At 73.1% G+C, this 15,614-nt stretch carries 15 protein-coding genes; 5 read left to right on the top strand and 10 right to left on the bottom strand.

Annotation, left to right across the window (positions count from 1 at the left end):
* Positions 1–13 precede the first annotated feature (13 nt).
* A complete protein-coding gene (locus QOL88_RS02595; RefSeq protein WP_097214887.1) occupies positions 14–412 on the bottom strand; it encodes a nuclear transport factor 2 family protein in 399 nt (132 codons plus the stop codon).
* Between the two features lie 69 nt (positions 413–481).
* On the opposite strand from QOL88_RS02595, the gene QOL88_RS02590 reads away from it, so the two are divergent.
* A complete protein-coding gene (locus QOL88_RS02590; protein WP_097214886.1) occupies positions 482–1,045 on the top strand; it encodes a PadR family transcriptional regulator in 564 nt (187 codons plus the stop codon).
* Positions 1,046–1,049: 4 nt separating this feature from the next.
* Entirely contained in the window at positions 1,050–1,829 is a 780-nt protein-coding gene (locus tag QOL88_RS02585) for a class I SAM-dependent methyltransferase (RefSeq protein ID WP_097214885.1), read from the top strand.
* Here the strand turns inward: QOL88_RS02585 and QOL88_RS02580 are convergent.
* The 7 genes from QOL88_RS02580 to QOL88_RS02550 form a co-directional block, all read right to left on the bottom strand.
* On the bottom strand, positions 1,795–2,616 hold the full coding sequence (locus tag QOL88_RS02580; RefSeq protein ID WP_097222825.1) for an alpha/beta fold hydrolase: 822 nt from the start codon (positions 2,614–2,616) through the stop codon (positions 1,795–1,797). The genes QOL88_RS02585 and QOL88_RS02580 overlap by 35 nt on opposite strands.
* A 685-nt stretch (positions 2,617–3,301) precedes the next feature.
* Positions 3,302–4,468 carry a serine hydrolase domain-containing protein gene (locus QOL88_RS02575; protein ID WP_097214884.1) on the bottom strand — a complete coding sequence of 389 codons (1,167 nt, stop codon included), beginning with the start codon at positions 4,466–4,468 and terminating at the stop codon, positions 3,302–3,304.
* Between the two features lie 113 nt (positions 4,469–4,581).
* Complete coding sequence (locus QOL88_RS02570) at positions 4,582–5,550, bottom strand: acetylxylan esterase (protein ID WP_097214883.1); 969 nt, start codon at positions 5,548–5,550, stop codon at positions 4,582–4,584.
* Positions 5,551–5,805: 255 nt separating this feature from the next.
* Positions 5,806–6,387 (bottom strand): Rv1733c family protein, encoded by a 582-nt coding sequence (locus tag QOL88_RS02565; protein ID WP_097214882.1) that lies wholly within the window; start codon positions 6,385–6,387, stop codon positions 5,806–5,808.
* A 232-nt stretch (positions 6,388–6,619) separates the two neighbouring features.
* On the bottom strand, positions 6,620–7,375 hold the full coding sequence (locus tag QOL88_RS02560) for a ferredoxin reductase (protein WP_097222824.1): 756 nt from the start codon (positions 7,373–7,375) through the stop codon (positions 6,620–6,622).
* Between the two features lie 7 nt (positions 7,376–7,382).
* On the bottom strand, positions 7,383–7,988 hold the full coding sequence (locus QOL88_RS02555) for a sulfite oxidase-like oxidoreductase (protein ID WP_097214881.1): 606 nt from the start codon (positions 7,986–7,988) through the stop codon (positions 7,383–7,385).
* 85 nt (positions 7,989–8,073) lie between these two features.
* A complete protein-coding gene (locus QOL88_RS02550) occupies positions 8,074–8,472 on the bottom strand; it encodes a MarR family winged helix-turn-helix transcriptional regulator (RefSeq protein ID WP_097222823.1) in 399 nt (132 codons plus the stop codon).
* A gap of 315 nt (positions 8,473–8,787) precedes the next feature.
* On the opposite strand from QOL88_RS02550, the gene QOL88_RS02545 reads away from it, so the two are divergent.
* Entirely contained in the window at positions 8,788–9,591 is an 804-nt protein-coding gene (locus QOL88_RS02545) for a putative protein N(5)-glutamine methyltransferase (protein WP_097214880.1), read from the top strand.
* 14 nt (positions 9,592–9,605) lie between these two features.
* Here the strand turns inward: QOL88_RS02545 and QOL88_RS02540 are convergent, their stop codons facing one another.
* On the bottom strand, positions 9,606–11,684 hold the full coding sequence (locus tag QOL88_RS02540) for a SpoIIE family protein phosphatase (RefSeq protein ID WP_097214879.1): 2,079 nt from the start codon (positions 11,682–11,684) through the stop codon (positions 9,606–9,608).
* Between the two features lie 250 nt (positions 11,685–11,934).
* Between QOL88_RS02540 and QOL88_RS02535 the strand changes: the two genes are divergently transcribed.
* Positions 11,935–12,303, top strand: coding sequence for a hypothetical protein (locus tag QOL88_RS02535; protein WP_097222822.1), 369 nt, complete (start codon positions 11,935–11,937; stop codon positions 12,301–12,303).
* Positions 12,304–12,310: 7 nt separating this feature from the next.
* Here the strand turns inward: QOL88_RS02535 and QOL88_RS02530 are convergent, their stop codons facing one another.
* On the bottom strand, positions 12,311–13,480 hold the full coding sequence (locus tag QOL88_RS02530; RefSeq protein WP_097214878.1) for a M20 family metallopeptidase: 1,170 nt from the start codon (positions 13,478–13,480) through the stop codon (positions 12,311–12,313).
* A 97-nt stretch (positions 13,481–13,577) separates the two neighbouring features.
* On the opposite strand from QOL88_RS02530, the gene QOL88_RS02525 reads away from it, so the two are divergent.
* On the top strand, positions 13,578–15,593 hold the full coding sequence (locus tag QOL88_RS02525; protein ID WP_097214877.1) for an NADPH-dependent 2,4-dienoyl-CoA reductase: 2,016 nt from the start codon (positions 13,578–13,580) through the stop codon (positions 15,591–15,593).
* Positions 15,594–15,614 lie beyond the last annotated feature (21 nt).

Genomic DNA, 15,614 nt, shown 5'->3' with positions numbered 1-15,614 from the left:
CCTGAGGTGTCGCTCAGTTCGAGCGGGCCCGCGCCTCCTCGGCGATCCGCTCGAACTGCTCGCCCATGGCCGCCGCGAGGGCCTGGGCCCCCGACAACGGGCGCACCATCACCGTGAATTCGTCGATGAGCCCGTTCTCGTCGAGATGGATGAAGTCACAGCCGTTGATCTCCCGGTCACCCACGCGCGCGGTGAAGACCAGGGCGTGGTCGCGGCCGTTCGCGTCGTTGATCTCGCGCACGTAGCGGAAGTCCTGGAAGACCCCGGAGACGGCCCGCAGGATCGCGGCCGTGATCGCCTTCCCGGCGTACGGCTTGAACACGACCGGGCTGGTGAAGACGACATCCGGCGCCAGCAGCGCCTCGGCGGCGTCGAGGTCGAGCTTCTCGACCGCCTCACGGAATGCACGCATCGAAACCGCCTTAGTCAATTTGTTGAGTAGGTGTGGAGTAGATTAGTCACCCGTTGATACGGTGTCCACATGTCTCTCAAGTACGCCGTTCTCGCGGCGCTCCTGGAGGGCGAGGCCTCGGGGTACGAGCTGTCGAAGGTGTTCGACGTGTCGCTGGCCAACTTCTGGGCCTCGACCCCGCAGCAGCTCTACCGCGAACTGGAGCGCCTCGCGCAGGACGGCCTGATCGAGGCCAGGGTGGTGCGCCAGGAACGGCGCCCCGACAAGCGCATGTTCACGCTGACCGAGGCGGGCCGCGAGGACCTGAGCTCGTTCGCCGCCGCGCCGCCCCGGCGGCCCACCGCCATCCGCGACGAACTCCTCATCAAGATCCAGGCCATGGACGGCGTGGTCCCGGACGCGACCCGTGCGCTGGTGGAGGAGCGCGAGGCGTGGGCCCGCGGCAAGCTCGCCCGCTACCGGCGGGTGCGCGAACGCCTCCTGGCCGGCCGCAGCGAGGAGGAGTACCTCCGGGAGACCGACCGTGTCGGCCCCTACCTCACCCTGATGGGAGGCATCGGCTTCGAGGAGGAGAACCTCCGCTGGTGCGAGCGCGTACGCACCGTCCTGAAGCAGCGGGCTCCCCTAGGCTGAGCCGATGTTCAGCCCCGAAGGCCCCAGTCTGCGCGAACTCGCCGTCCAGGCGCTGTCGTCCGTCGAGCGCGGCTACGACCTCCTCGCGCCGAAGTTCGACCACACGCCCTTCCGGACACCGGCCGCGGTCCTCGACGCCGTCGGGTCGGCGCTGCGGCGGACGGGACCCTTCGACGCCGGGCTCGACCTGTGCTGCGGCACCGGCGCGGGCGTCGAGGTGCTGGAGCGGGTGTGCCGGGAGCGCGTCACCGGCGTCGACTTCAGCGCGGGCATGCTCGACGTCGCCCGGGAGCGAGTGCCGATGCGGGGCCCGCTGGTCTCCTGGGTCCGGGCCGACGCCCGCGCCCTGCCCTTCGCGCCCGCCTTCGACCTGGTGGTGAGCTTCGGGGCCTTCGGTCACTTCCTGCCCCGCGAACTGCCCGGGCTGTTCGCACAGGTCCGGTCCGTCCTGCGGCCGGGCGGCTGCTTCGCGTTCCCGCTGGTCGCCCCGTCCCGCCCGGGCTCGCTCGGCTACTGGACGCTGCTCGGCTTCGACACCGTGATGCGAGTGCGCAACGCGCTCTGGCGGCCCGAGTTCGTCATGTACTACCGCGCGTTCCGCCTCGCAGACGTACGGCGCGAACTCGAGGCGGCCGGTTTTGGAGTGGAGCTCCAGCCGCTGCCGGAGTTCGGGCGGCGGCCGGACGGCAGTCCCCGGGTGCGGCTCGTCCTGGCCCGGCGGCCGGGCCAGGCCCCGGCGCCGGGGTGCCTCAGCCGCGCAGGAAGTTCAGCAGATCGTCGTTGAACGCCTTCTCGAAGTCGCCGACCAGGCCGTGCGGAGCGCCCGGATACACCTTCAGCGTCGCGTCCTTGACGAGCTGGGAGGTCCGGTGGGCCGAGGCGGCGATCGGCACGATCTGGTCGTCGTCCCCGTGCGCGACGAGCGTCGGCACGTCGATGCGCCCCAGGTCCTGAGTGAAGTCGGTCTCCGAGAACTGCGCGACGCAGTCGTAGGCGCCCTTCAGGCCGACCTGCATGCTCCACATCCAGAACGCCCGCCGCACGCCCTCCGACACGGCGGCGCCGGGCCGGTTGAAGCCGTAGAAGGCCTCGCTCAGCTCCCAGTAGAACTGCGAGCGGTCCGCCGCGACCCCGGCGCGGATCGCGTCGAAGGCGTCCTTCGGCGTGCCCTGCGGATTGGCCTCCGTCCGCAGCATCAGCGGCGGCACCGCACCGAGCAGCACGACCTTCGCGACCCGCGCCGTCCCGTGCCGCCCGATGTAGCGGGCCACCTCGCCGCCGCCGGTGGAGTGGCCCACCAGGACCGCGTCGGTGAGGTCCAGTGCCTCGATCAGCTCGGCCAGGTCGTCGGCGTAGCGGTCCATGTGGTTGCCCTGCCACGGCTGACCCGAGCGACCGTGTCCGCGGCGGTCGTGCGCGATCGCCCGGAAGCCGTGCTCGGCGACCAGCCGGGCCTGCCCGTCCCACGCGTCCGCGTTGAGGGGCCAGCCGTGGCTGAACACCACGGGCTGTCCCGCGCCCCAGTCCTTGTAGTAGAGCTCGGTTCCGTCGGAGGTCGTGAACGTGGTCATGGGGATCCTCTCGGGGGTCGCCTGGGGGAGCAGTGCCGTGTCTCGATGATCTCCGTCATCTCCGGGAACCCGCGTCGGCAGTCCGCCGAACGGGTGACGGGCCACGGTCGGCCGTGGGTGTCGCGGCGCGGCCCGGCAGGTGAACTCGTAGACCAGCGCGTCCTGTTGGGCGTCCACCACGATATCGGTGATCTCCAGCAGGCGGGCGTGCTGGTCGTGCACCTGCCAGGTGACCCGTACCGGCGGGGCGCTCGCGAGGCGGGTGATGGCTTCGCGGTGGTGCAGGGTCGGACCGGCCCGGCGCATCCAGTCGTAGGCCCGGCGCAGCCGCGCGGCGGCGGTGCCGTCGGCGCGCTCGCGGATGGGGGCACCTCCCGCGCCGTTGTGGCAGTGGGGGAGGGCCAGCTCCTCCACCTCCGCCAGTACCACGGCGGAGAACGACGTCACGGCGGTCCGCAGGCCCTGCCCGTCGGCGGTCGCGTACCGGTAGCGGTGCATCAGGGTGGGACGGCCGGGTGCCAGCCGCAGGGCCTCGGCGTGGTCCGGCGGAGGCGCCTCCCAGGTGACGGTGGCGCGGGAGACACGGCCCGGGGCGCGGCCCCGGCGCCTAATCCGGCATTGGTCTAAACCAGTTGGGACGGGCGGTCGGGCGGTTCGGCCGAAGCCGGTCCGCTCGCGCCCGTCCTCACAGCGCGCCGTACACGGCGTCGACCAGTGCCATCTTTCGCGGGTCGTTGGCGATACGGGGCCCCATCCGGTTCATCACATAGCCGAGGGACACCCCTGCCTCCGGGTCGGCGAGCCCGCAGGAACCGCCGAAGCCGTCGTGTCCGAAAGCGCGCGGGTTGGGTCCGTACGAGCCGTCGGTGCCGCTGAGCCAGAGCCCGAGCCCCGCCTCCGTCTCGTGCTCGAACCCGGCGCCGAGCACCAGGTCCCGGCAACCGCCCTGCCCCTCGCGCGCCCGCTCGGCCGCCTCGGGGGACAGCAGGCGGTGGCCCCCGTGGGCACCGCGCCCCGCGAAGACGCCGTACAGCGCGGCGACCGCACGCGCGGTGCCGTGCCCGTTCGCCGCCGGGATCTCGGCGGCCCGCCACCCGGGGGTGTTGGCCCCGTCGGCGGACACCGCCGGATTGGTCAGCGCGGCGACGGCGGCGGGCGCCAACTGGGCGAAGACGGCTGCTTGTTCACTGCTCGCGGTGACCGCCGGCTGGACCAGCTCGGCCGCCCGGCCGTGGTCCCGCACCGGCAGCCCGATGCCGAAGTCGATGCCGAGCGGCCCCGTCACCTCCCGCGCCAGGAAGGCCCCCGGCCGCAGCCCCGACACCCGCCGTACGACCTCGCCGACCAGATGGCCGTAGGTCAGCGCGTGGTAGCCGGACCGCGTGCCCGGTTCCCACCACGGCTCGGTCGCCGCGAGCCGCTGTGTGGTCAGCTCCCAGTCGCAGAGCTGCTCCAGCGAGTGCGGCTCCCGCAGGCCGGCCAGACCGGCGCGGTGGGACAGCAGGTGCCGTACGAGGATCTTGTCCTTGCCCGCCGCGGCGAACTCGGGCCAGTACACGGCCACCGGCGCGTCCAGGTCCAGCAGCCCCCGGTCGGCGAGGATGTGCGCGCACAGTGCCACCGGACCCTTGGTCGTGGACCACACGTTGACCAGCGTGTCCCTCTCCCACGGCCGGGAGCGGGCCGCGTCCGCCCAGCCGCCCCACAGATCCACCACGGTGTCGCCGCCGACGGTGACGGCCACCGCGGCGCCCAGTTCGCCCCGCTCCCGGAAGTTCTCCTCGAACGCCTCGCGAACCGCGGTGAACCGCCCGTCGCAGTGACCGTGCACCTGAGTCTCGTTCTCGGACATGAGCCCCCTCCGCCGATGGTCTTCGGGCCCGGGCCACTGTGTCGCGGTCCGGGCGCGAAGAACGTACCGACTGGTCGGACCGGGAGGAAGCCCGTCGGCGGTGAACGGCCGGATCAGATGTACGCGCGCATCCAGCGCAGCTTTGCCGCCTGCTGGTAGGGGCCGCCTCCCTCGTGGTCGTTGAAGTCGTAGACCTCGATCGACTTGTCCTCGTGGTCCCAGGCGTTGAAGGCCGCGAAGACGGTCGAGGGCGGGCAGGTCTGGTCCTCCAGGGCGGCCGAGAAGAGCGCGGGGGCACGGCCACGGGCGGCGAAGTGGACGCCGTCGAAGTAGGACACCGTGCGCAGGGCGTCCTCGGTGCGGCCGCGGTGCGTCTTGAGGTAGAGGCCGATCTCCCGGTACGGGTGCCGGTCGGTGATCGTCGCCGCGCGCGGGAAGTCGCACAGGAACGGCACGTCCGGCGCGATGCCCGCCAGGTCCGGGACCAGGCCGCCCACCGCGATGGTGATGCCGCCGCCCTGGCTGGAACCGACCGCCACCGTGCGCGCCGGGTCGGTGAGGGGGTGCGAGCGGGCCGCCTCGACGGCACGCACCGCGTCCGTGTAGACCCGGCGGTAGTAGTAGTTCTCCGGGGCGTCGATGCCGCGGGTCATGAAACCGGGGAACGCGGGCGCCCCGCCCACCGGGTCCGCCGTGCCGCCGCCCCCGCCCCAGGCGCTGCCCTGCCCGCGGGTGTCCATCACGAAGTGCGCCCGGCCCGAGGACGCCCACAGCAGGTGCTCGTGGGGCAGTCCGCGCCCGCCGCCGTAGCCGACGAACTCCACGACCAGCGGCAGCGGTCCCTCCGCCCCGGCCGGGAGCGTCAGCCAGCCCTTGACGGGGTGACCGCCGAATCCGGCGTACGTCACGTCGAAGACCTGGACGGTGGACAGGCCCGTGTCGACCGGTTCGAAGCGGGCGTCCAGGTCGTGAACGCGCGCCTCTTGGAGGGTCTTGGACCAGAACGCGTCGAAGTCCTCGGGCTCGGTGGCCGCGCTGCGGTACTCGCGGAGTTCGTCGAGTGGAAGGTCGAACAGGGCCATGTAGGACCGCCTTGGGTGAGGAGCAGCTACGGGGGCAATGCGGATGATCACACTACGTGGGTGGTCGGAGGACTGGCCAGGGTCTTGTTCTGGCCTGTCTCCGGTGCGCGGCCCGCTCGGGGCTACTGCGGCGCTGGTCACAGGCGTGGGAGCGTGATCCTTGCGGAGGTGCCGGGGGAGAGCGTCACGTGCCGGGTGGTCGGGTCACCTGGTGTTCACCGGTACCCGTGGCCCTCGGGGGGCGCCTGCCGCGTCTCATGCGCGGCGGTGCGTCCACTCCGGTTCCGTACGCGCCCACGCCCGGTCCCACTCCGCCATCCGGCGCCGCAGGGCCCCCCGGCGTACCAAGGAGTGGCCGAAGACCACCACGAGCACCGCACCGCCCGCGGCGCAGGTACCGATGGTGAGGGTGTGCTGCCAGACCGCCGACCCGTCCACCGGCGGGAGAACACTCCGCCCCCGGTCGTCGAACCAGGCATCGACGCTCTCGCCTCGCTCGGTGTCCGCGGGGACCCGCGTCGTCGCGGTGTGCCGGGTTCCGTCCGGCTCGGTCCAGCGCACCGTCGCCCGGTACGCGTGCTGCCCGCCGGCCTGGACCGACGGCAGCGAGTCGGTGGTGCCGACCACCTCCGCCCGGACGCGATGCCGCTCGGCCCGCTGCTCCGCCGCCACCGACCGCGCCTCGTCGTGGGCCCACCAGGCGGCGGCCGCCCCGGCCAGGGGCGCGCCCACGAGAATGAGGACGGCGACCACCAGCACCGTCCACGCTTCAACGACATCCGACCGGCGCCGCAGCGGACTGCGCCGCCAACGCCAGCCGCGCACCCGGGTACGCAATGTCCACCTCCTCGCCGACACCGCGGCCGGAGGGCCGGACCGGCCGTGCGGTACGCCGCCGCTCCCTCCGCGTCACGCCAGGCGTGCGAGTGCCTCCAAGGACGGGGTACCCCCTCCGGCGCACATCGATCGCTCCGGGGCCGTATCCACGGCAGGAGCGGGCCGCGGCTGGGGGCGGCCCGGGACGGCCGCGACGAAAACGGGGGTCAGCCGAAGCGCTCGATGCCGGGGGTCAGCCGAAGCGCTCGATGCGGATCCGGTGTACCGGCTGACCGGCCGTCACGAGGAGCCGGGAGGCGTGCTCGGCGAAAGAGGTGGAGCCGCACACATAGGCCTCCCACCCACCGGAGGGCTGCTCGGTAAAGAGCGGCGCCACATGTGCGGCCGCCATACGTCCGACTGCCACCCCGGCGGGCGCGCTCCGTGTGAAGACAGGTGTGGTCTCCGCACCCAACTCCCGGGCGTAGACGAGCTCCTCGGGGCTGCGCGCGGACACCAGCAGCCGCAGCGGCACGGTCAGGTTCCGTGCCCGGTGGTGCCGGACCATCGACATCAGCGGTACGACGCCGGAGCCGGCACCGACGAGCAGCGCGGGCCGGTCACCGGGCCAGGCGAAGAAGCCGCTCACCGGGCCCCGCACCTCGACCCGGTCACCGGGTCGGGCGACGGTGTGGAACCAGCCCGAGACCTCGCCGCCCTCCACGTGATCCAGGGTCAGCTCGACATGCCCGGAGTCGTCCGGCGCGGACGCGATCGAGTAGTGCCGCTGGGCCGTGTAGCCGTCCTCGGCGGTCAGCCGCACCATCAGGTGCTGGCCGGGCAGATGGCCCGGCCAGCCGGGCACGGCGAGCCGGAAGGTGGCGGCGCGGGGGGTCTCGCGGCGGATCTCGGTGACCGTGGCGGTCTGCCACGCGGAGGCGGCCTGCTCGCTCACGGCGATGCGCCCGGGCACGGCGAACCGCGTCGGAGGCACGAAGGCCTGTGTCACGGCGGTCTCAGTCACCGGAGTACCTCTGCTCCTCCCACGGGTTGCCCCGCTCGTGATAGCCGTTCTGCTCCCAGAAGCCCGGCTCGTCGTGGTCGAGGATCCGCAGGCCCGCGATCCACTTGGCGCTCTTCCAGAAGTACAGGTGCGGCACCACCAGCCGCGCCGGGCCGCCGTGCTCGGGGGGCAGCGGCCTGCCGTCGTACTCCCACGCGATCCAGGCGCGCCCGCCGGTCAGGTCGGCCAGCGGGAGGCTCGTGGTGTAGCCGGTGTGGGAGTAGGCGACAGCATGGGTGGCCGACCCGTGGGGCCGGACCACGTCCAGGAAGGCGTCCAGGGACACTCCCGCGAACCGCACCCCGAACTTCGACCAGCTCGTCACGCAGTGGATGGCGCCCTGGTACGCCGACGGGGGCAGCCGGTGCGCCTCCTCCCAGTCCCAGGTGCGGGGCTCGGCGACCAGCCCGTCGACGCGGAAGGTCCAGTCGGCGGGTGCCAGCTCGGGAGTGACCTCGGCGGACAGGACGGGCCAGTCGTCGCCCGCGTCGTACTGGCCGGGCGGCAGACCGGGGTCGGCGACGCGCGGGCGCCCGGTGAAGCCTCGGGTGATGTGCATGCGGTGGTGCCTCCGGGCCGGACCGGCGGTGCCCGCCGGACCGGATGATCAGTGATTGCGTACTCAACCGTACGGGGCGTGCGGCCTACTCCTCCCGGCCGGGGCCCGGCCAGGCGTTGTAGCGCACGAGGTACTCGGCGAACCGGCTCAGGTCCTGCGCCGGCCAGTCGGCCAGGCGCTCCCGGAAGGCCGCCCGCCGGCTCTCGGTGACCTGGGCCAGGATGTGCCGCCCGGCCCCCGTCAGGTGCAGCACCTGGACGCGCTGGTCCGTGGTGTCGGGGCGGCGCTCGATGAGGCCGGCGCGCTCCAGGGCCGTCACCTGGCGGCTGACGGTGGACTTGTCCAGGGCGTAGTGGGCGGCCAGGTCGGTGGCCCGGCATCCGCCGACCTCCTCCAGATGACCGAGGAGCGTGTACGAGACCAGCGACAGCTCGGGGTGCATCCGGCCCGCGGCGGCCCTGGCGCGGCGGGCGAAGACCGTCATCTCCCGCTGGATGGTCTCCACGGCGTCGTCGGTGTGCACGGGACCTCCCTCACCACGGTGCTGCTCGGCTCCCTCTATGGTTGCATAACCCAACCACTCGGCCCGGGCCGGTGTCCCCGTCGCCGTACCCGCCGGTCGGCCCCTCGGGGTAGGGTTGCCGTCCGGTCGGGCAGGGGCCCGGCCGCCGGGAAGCCGAGGAGGTGAGACCCATTACCGCTGTGTCAGCTCGGGTGCTCTCCTCTCGACGTCGCGCGGATCGCCGGTCGTAGGCGATCGCCGGAGCGCCCTTCGGATCCCGAAAGGCTCTGGGCTTCCATGCCGTCTGTGTCTGCCGTCCCCCCTTCCGCACCGTCCTCCCGTGACTCCGTCGTCGCCGCCCTGCGCACCGCGGGGTGCGTCTTCGCCGAGGACGAGGCCGAGATGATTCTCGCCGCCGCCCGTACTGCGGCCGAGATCGCCGCCATGGTCGAGCGCCGCGTCGCCGGCCTGCCCCTCGAACTCGTCGTCGGCTGGGCCGAGTTCCGGGGCCTGCGCATCACCGTCGCGCCGGGGGTGTTCGTGCCCCGCCGGCGCACCGAGTTCCTGGTGGAGCAGGCCCTGCGGCAGACGCCCGGGGCCGCCGTCGTCGTGGACCTGTGCTGCGGCTCGGGTGCCGTGGGAGCGGCGCTGGCCGCCGCGCTCGGCCGCGTCGAACTGCATGCCGCCGACATCGACCCGGCCGCCGTGCGGTGCGCCCGCGGCAACGTCTGCGCCGTCGGCGGGCAGGTGCACCAGGGCGATCTGTTCGAGGCGCTGCCCGGCGGGCTGCGCGGCCGCGTCGGCATCCTCGCGGCCAACGTGCCGTACGTGCCGAGCGACGAGATCGGCCTGCTGCCGCAGGAGGCCCGTGACCACGAGCCGCTCGTCGCACTCGACGGCGGCACGGACGGCCTCGACGTGCTGCGCCGGGTCGCGGCCGAGGCGCCCCGCTGGCTCGCCCCCGGCGGCTGTGTCCTGGTGGAGACGAGCCGGCACCAGGCCCCGACCGCCGTGAAGGCCCTCGAACGCAACGGCCTGACGGCACGGCTGGCCGTGTCGGAGGAACTGCACGCCCACGTGGTGACCGGCGTCAGACCCTAGGGGGCTTCTGATCCTCACTCCGGTGCGGTCGCCCGCGCGATGAGCAGGGCCACGTCGTCGAAGTTGTCCGGCTCGTGCAGCGTGCGCAGCAGCAGGTCGCAGACGTCCTCCAGGGACCGGTCGGGCCCGTCGAGCAGCGACAGCAGCGTGTCGAGCCGTTCGTCGAGAGGGTCGCGTCGGGTCTCGACCAGGCCGTCGGTGTAGAGCACCAGCCGGTCGCCGGGCTCGAGGTCGACGGTGGTCGTGGAGAAGGCGACACCGCCCACGCCGAGCGGCACCCCGGTCGGCAGGTCGAGCAGCTCCGGCGCGCGGCCGGGCCGGACCCGCACCGGCGGCAGATGCCCGGCGTTGGCGATCCGGCACTGCCGCAGATGCGGGTCGTGAACGGTGTAGACGCAGGTGGCGATGGTCTGCTCGAGGCCCGCGGTGATCCTGTCGAGGTGCTCCAGGAGGACGTGCGGATCGAGATCGAGGGAGGCGAGGGTGTTGGTCGCCGTCCGCAGCCGCCCCATGGCCGCCGCCGCGGGGATGCCGCTGCCCATCACATCGCCCACGACGAGCGCCGTCTTGCCGCTGTCCAGCGGGATCACGTCGAACCAGTCGCCGCCGACCTCGCTCGTGGCCCCGGCCGGCTGGTAGCGGGAGGCGACCTCCAGACCGCCCGTCACCGGCGGATGGCTGGGCAGCAGGCTGCGCTGGAGGGTGAGCGCGGTCTCGCGGGCGCTCTGGTACCAGCGGGCGTTGTCGATCTGCACGGCGGCCCGGGCGGCCAGCTCGCGCGCCAGCAGCAGGTCGTCCTCGCTGAACGGCAGCGGATTGCGGGTGCGCTTGAGGTCCAGGGCCCCCAGCACCTCGCCCCGCGCGATCAGCGGCACCGCCAGGTACGAGTGCACACCGGCCCGGCCCAGCAACTCGGCCGCCTCGGAGGAACGGGCGATGCGGTCCAGGTCCTCGTCCTTGACCTCCGGCAGCATCACGGGGCTCGCGGTGCGCACGCACTGGGTGACGAGCCGGTCGGGGGCGTACCGGGCGACCTGACCGGGAGGGTCGGCCGCCTCCAGGGCCTCGGCGGAGTCGTACCCCTGCACCGCCAGTGCGCGGATCACGGCCGACTCGGCGGGGCCCAGGCTGGTGCGGCGGCCCTGCACCACCGCGTCCAGCAGGTCGACGGCCGCGATGTCGGCGAGCTCCGGCACGGCCACCTCGGCCAGCTCGCCGGCCGTGCGGTCCAGATCCAGCGTGGTGCCGATCCGGCCCGAGGCGTCGGCGATCAGGGCCAGGCGCCGCCGCGCGGCCTCGGCCTCGATGCCCGCCCGGTACTGCTCGGTGACGTCGACGATCGAGACGGCCACGCCCAGCACGGTCCCGAAGGCGTTCTCCAGCCGGTACAGCGAGATCGACCAGGCGTGGTCCTGGTGCGGGTCGGCCGGGGTACGGCCGATCGTGGACTGGTCGACGACCGGCGTGCCGGTCTCCAGCACGCGCCGAGTGGCGGCCTCCAGGGCGTGGACGTCCATCCGCGGCACCACCTCACGGACCGTGCGGCCCAGGTGCTCCTCGGCCGGCACGCCGTTGATCTCCTCCAGCGCCCTGTTGACGGAGACGTACCGCAGCTCGGTGTCCAGCACGGCCAGCCCGATCGGGGACTGCGCGATCATCCGCGTCGACAGCGCCACCTCCCGCTCCAGCCGGTGCACGGTCGTCTGGTCGGCGCACAGCCCCAGCGCGTAGACGTCGCCCTGGTCGTCCAGCAACCGCATGTTGCGGAACTCCACCAGCCGCGTGCCGCCGTCCTTGCGGCGGATCGGGAAGGCCCCGGCCCAGCTCTGCCCGGTGCCCATGACGTCGGCGAACAGCTTGACCACGAGGTCGACGTGCTCCTCGTGGACCATGATGCGGGCGGCGAACTGCCCGAGCGCCTCCTGCGCCTCGTATCCGAACAGTTCCTCGGCCTGCGGGCTCCACAGCACGATGCGGCCCTCGGCGTCCAGGACCACCGAGGCCACGCGCAGCACGTCGAGCAGACCGCTCGGGCGCGCCGACCCGCGCACCGGACCGCCGCCCTCGGACTCGGGAGACCCGGCTGCACTCATCCCACGCCCCGCCTTCGCCGTCCTCGCGGCACGCCGTCGTGTGCCGACACCCCATGTTCTACCGCGCGGAGCCGATTCTCGAAGGCCCCTTCCGTCACCTTCCACCATCTCCCAACACGGCGTGGGCCGCCCCGCAAAACCGTCACCGGGAGACGGGCGCCGCCGGTAGTGCTCGCCGGAAGGTGGTGCTTTGCTGGGGTAGGGGCGGATACGGCAGCCGGTGGCCGCGAAAGGAGCGATCACGATGGCGATGAACGAGGAGCGACCGCACCCCCACTCCGTCTCGGTGGAGATCAGCGGGTGCAGCAAGCACGACGCCCGGACCGTGTTCGACGCGCTGTGCTCCTGCTTCGAGTCCGACCGGTGCGCCGACGACGTGCCCGAGGAACTGCACGAGACCCGCCCGACGGTGTGGCTCGGCACCTTCGACGTCGCCGACGAGCACGAGGGCTCGCGGCCGGTGCACCTGGCGTCCTCCGTCGACGCCGACCTGCACGGTGGCTACTGGGCGATCGAACGGTTCCGCACGACCCTGGACTCGCTGTTCGACGTGCACGACCTGAGCACCGTCTCCGGTGACCAGGAGAAGGAACTGCACGTGCGGCTGCAGAGCCGGTGAGCGCCCCTCACCCCGTCAGCAGGTCGAGGACGGCGCGCCGGTAGACGGCGTGCACCACGGGCAGGTCCGCCAGGTGCACCCGTTCGTCCACGCCGTGCAGTCCCTCGTAAGGCAGACCGAAGCCGGCCGTGGCCGGGATGCCCTCGGCGGCCGGCAGATTGCCGATGTTCGACGGGCCCGCCGTCTTGGCCCGCACCGTGAGGCCCTGTCCGGCCGCGGCGCCCAGCAGCGCGGCGGCCGGCTGCTCGTCCTCGGCCGGCCGGTACGGCGGCCAGGTCGCCATCGTCGTGACCTCGGCCGGGCGTGGCGCGGGCAGCGTGGCGTCCAGCTCGCCGACCGCCGCCCGGACCAGGTCCTGCGCGGCGCGGGCGCCGAAGCCCGGTGTGGTGCGGACGTCCACACCGATCTCGCACCGGTCCGGCACGGCGGAGAAGCCCTCGCCGCCGTGGCAGGAGGTAACCGTCAGTTTCGGCGGCAGCGGGAACGACCCGGCCGCCCCGGGCAGCGGGGCCGCGTCCAGCAGCCGGACGAGGTGCGCGGCCCGCGACACCGCGCCGACCACGGTGCGGCGCGCCCCGGAGTGCCCTGAGGCCCCGTGCACGGCGATATGGGCCCGCCACAGCCCGCGTCCGCCGACCACGACCTCGTCGAGCCCGGGGTAGCCGATCATCACCCCGGCCGGGCGGACCGCGTCCGGGTCGGCGAGATACGCCCGGGCGCCCCCGAAGCCGCCCGTGTGCTCATCGGCGTCGAGCAGGACCGCGAGTCCGCCGCTCAGTTCCCCGGCCCGGCCGTGCAGCTCGGCCGCGATGTGGCAGAACAGGGCGGCGGCGAGCTTCGAGTCGGCCGCGCCCCGGCCCCGGAGCCGGCCCTCGACGACGTCTCCGGCGGTGGGCGGGAAGGACCAGGCGGTCTCGTCGCCGAACGGTGCGGTGTCCACGCAGGCGTCCAGGGCCCACCAGGGCCCGGACCGGCCGCCGGCGATCTCCACCAGCAGCGCGACCGGGCGGCGGGCGTCGTCGTACAGCCGGCGGCACGGCAGCCCCCGGGAGGTGAGCCAGTCCTCCAGCACCGCCAGAACGGGTGCGTGGTCGTCGAGGCCGGCCCGGCTCGGGCGGCGGATCAGTTCGCCCGCGAGGTCAACCACCGCGGTCAGCGGCCCAAGGTCCCTGGTCATGGCCCTACTGTGCCCTCCATCACCTTGTGCAACTAGTTGCATAATCAGTCGGCAGTCCTCTACAACTACAGGGACGACACCGCGCACGGAGGGCCCGATGAGCCGTTACCCGCACCTGCTGACCCCCCTCGACCTGGGCTTCACGACCCTGCCCAACCGGGTCCTCATGGGCTCCATGCACGTCGGCCTGGAGGAGGCCGAGGGCGGCTTCGCACGCATGGCCGCCTTCTACGCCGCCCGCGCCCGCGGGGGAGTGGGCCTGATCGTCACCGGCGGCATCGCTCCCAACGACGAGGGACGGCCCTACGAGGGCGGCGCCAGGCTCACCACCGAGGAAGAGGCCGAGCAGCACCGGGTCATCACCGACGCCGTGCACCGCGAGGGCGGGCGGATCGCGATGCAGATCCTGCACTTCGGCCGGTACGCCTACCACAAGGACCTCGTCGCGCCGAGCCCGGTCCAGGCGCCGATCAGCCCCTTCCCGCCCCGCGAGCTCACCGACGCCGACATCGAGCGGACGATCGACGACTACGCCCGCGCCGCCCGCCTCGCCCGGCAGGCCGGCTACGACGGCGTCGAGATCATGGGCTCCGAGGGCTACCTCATCAACGAGTTCATCGCCCGGCAGACCAACCACCGCACCGACGGCTGGGGCGGCTCCTACGAGAACCGCACGCGCTTCCCGCTGGAGATCGTGCGCCGGGTGCGCGAGGCGGTCGGCGAGGACTTCATCGTCATCTACCGCCTCTCCATGCTCGACCTCGTCCCGGGCGGCTCGACGCTCGACGAGGTCGTCACCCTCGCCAAGGCCGTCGAAGCCGCCGGGGCGACGATCATCAACACCGGCATCGGCTGGCACGAGGCCCGCATCCCCACCATCGCGACCTCCGTGCCGCGCGGCGCGTACACCTGGGTGACCAAGCGGCTCATGGGCGAGGTGTCCGTCCCGCTCGTCACCACCAACCGCATCAACACCCCCGAACTGGCCGAGGAACTGCTCGCCGAGGGCGCCGCCGACATGGTGTCGATGGCCCGCCCGATGCTCGCCGACCCCGACTTCGTCACCAAGGCCGCCGCCGGCCGCCCCGAGGCGATCAACACCTGCATCGGCTGCAACCAGGCCTGCCTCGACCACACCTTCAGCGGCCTGATCACCTCCTGCCTGGTCAACCCGCGCGCCTGCCACGAGACCGAGCTCGTGCTCTCCCCGACCCGGCTGCGCAAGCGCGTCGCGGTCGTCGGTGCCGGCCCGGCCGGTCTCGCCTGCGCGGTCTCCGCCGCCGAGCGCGGGCACGAGGTGACGCTGTTCGACGCGGCGAGCGAGATCGGCGGCCAGCTCAACGTCGCCCGCAAGGTCCCCGGCAAGCAGGAGTTCGACGAGACGCTCCGCTACTTCCGCACCCAGCTCGACTGGCACGGCGTCGACGTCCGTCTGAACACCTTGGTGACGGTCGCTGACCTCGACGGCTTCGACGAGGTCGTCGTCGCCACCGGCGTCTCCCCGCGCACCCCCGAGATCCCCGGCATCGACCACCCGAGCGTCGTCGGCTACCTCGACGTCCTGCGCGACGGCGCACCCGTCGGCGACCGGGTCGCGATCCTCGGCGCGGGCGGCATCGGCTTCGACGTCGCCGAGTTCCTCACCGACGGCGGCGACAAGGCCCACGAGGACCCGGCGACCTACTTCCGCCAGTGGGGCGTCGACCTCGACTACCGCGGCGCCGGCGGCCTCGCGGCGCCCGAGCGGCCCGCGCCGCCGCGCACCGTCCACCTGCTCCAGCGCAAGACGTCCAAGGTCGGCGCCGGCCTCGGCAAGACCACCGGCTGGATCCACCGCACCGAGCTCAAGCACCGCGGCGTCACCATGGTCCCGGGCGCGCGCTACGACCGGATCGACGACGCCGGACTCCACATCACCGTCGGCGAGGAGAGCACGGTCCTCGAGGTCGACACGATCGTGCTGTGCACGGGCCAGGAGCCGCGCCGCGGCCTGTACGAGGAACTGCTCGCCGCCGGGCGCAGCACGCACCTCATCGGCGGCGCCGACGTGGCCGCCGAACTCGACGCCAAGCGCGCCATCAAGCAGGGCACCGAGCTCGCGGCCGCCCTGTAGTGCGGTGACGCGTCCCTAGGA

The organism is Streptomyces sp. Ag82_O1-12 (assembly GCF_900182715.1).
GTDB classification, from domain to species: Bacteria; Actinomycetota; Actinomycetes; order Streptomycetales; family Streptomycetaceae; genus Streptomyces; species Streptomyces massasporeus.
The sequence above is the reverse complement of the archived record's forward strand: the minus strand, read 5'-3'. Positions and strand labels throughout refer to the sequence as shown.

Bases quoted from the DNA above. Each gene is read 5' to 3' on its own strand.
- QOL88_RS02535 (WP_097222822.1), top strand. From the start codon at position 11,935: ATGAACGAGGAGCGACCGCACCCCCACTCCGTCTCGGTGGAGATCAGC.
- QOL88_RS02555 (WP_097214881.1), bottom strand. From the start codon at position 7,988: ATGCACATCACCCGAGGCTTCACCGGGCGCCCGCGCGTCGCCGACCCC.
- QOL88_RS02540 (WP_097214879.1), bottom strand. From the start codon at position 11,684: ATGAGTGCAGCCGGGTCTCCCGAGTCCGAGGGCGGCGGTCCGGTGCGC.
- QOL88_RS02570 (WP_097214883.1), bottom strand. From the start codon at position 5,550: ATGGCCCTGTTCGACCTTCCACTCGACGAACTCCGCGAGTACCGCAGC.
- QOL88_RS02530 (WP_097214878.1), bottom strand. From the start codon at position 13,480: ATGACCAGGGACCTTGGGCCGCTGACCGCGGTGGTTGACCTCGCGGGC.
- QOL88_RS02545 (WP_097214880.1), top strand. From the start codon at position 8,788: ATGCCGTCTGTGTCTGCCGTCCCCCCTTCCGCACCGTCCTCCCGTGAC.
- QOL88_RS02550 (WP_097222823.1), bottom strand. From the start codon at position 8,472: ATGACGGTCTTCGCCCGCCGCGCCAGGGCCGCCGCGGGCCGGATGCAC.
- QOL88_RS02585 (WP_097214885.1), top strand. From the start codon at position 1,050: ATGTTCAGCCCCGAAGGCCCCAGTCTGCGCGAACTCGCCGTCCAGGCG.
- QOL88_RS02590 (WP_097214886.1), top strand. From the start codon at position 482: ATGTCTCTCAAGTACGCCGTTCTCGCGGCGCTCCTGGAGGGCGAGGCC.
- QOL88_RS02525 (WP_097214877.1), top strand. From the start codon at position 13,578: ATGAGCCGTTACCCGCACCTGCTGACCCCCCTCGACCTGGGCTTCACG.
- QOL88_RS02595 (WP_097214887.1), bottom strand. From the start codon at position 412: ATGCGTGCATTCCGTGAGGCGGTCGAGAAGCTCGACCTCGACGCCGCC.
- QOL88_RS02575 (WP_097214884.1), bottom strand. From the start codon at position 4,468: ATGTCCGAGAACGAGACTCAGGTGCACGGTCACTGCGACGGGCGGTTC.
- QOL88_RS02580 (WP_097222825.1), bottom strand. From the start codon at position 2,616: ATGACCACGTTCACGACCTCCGACGGAACCGAGCTCTACTACAAGGAC.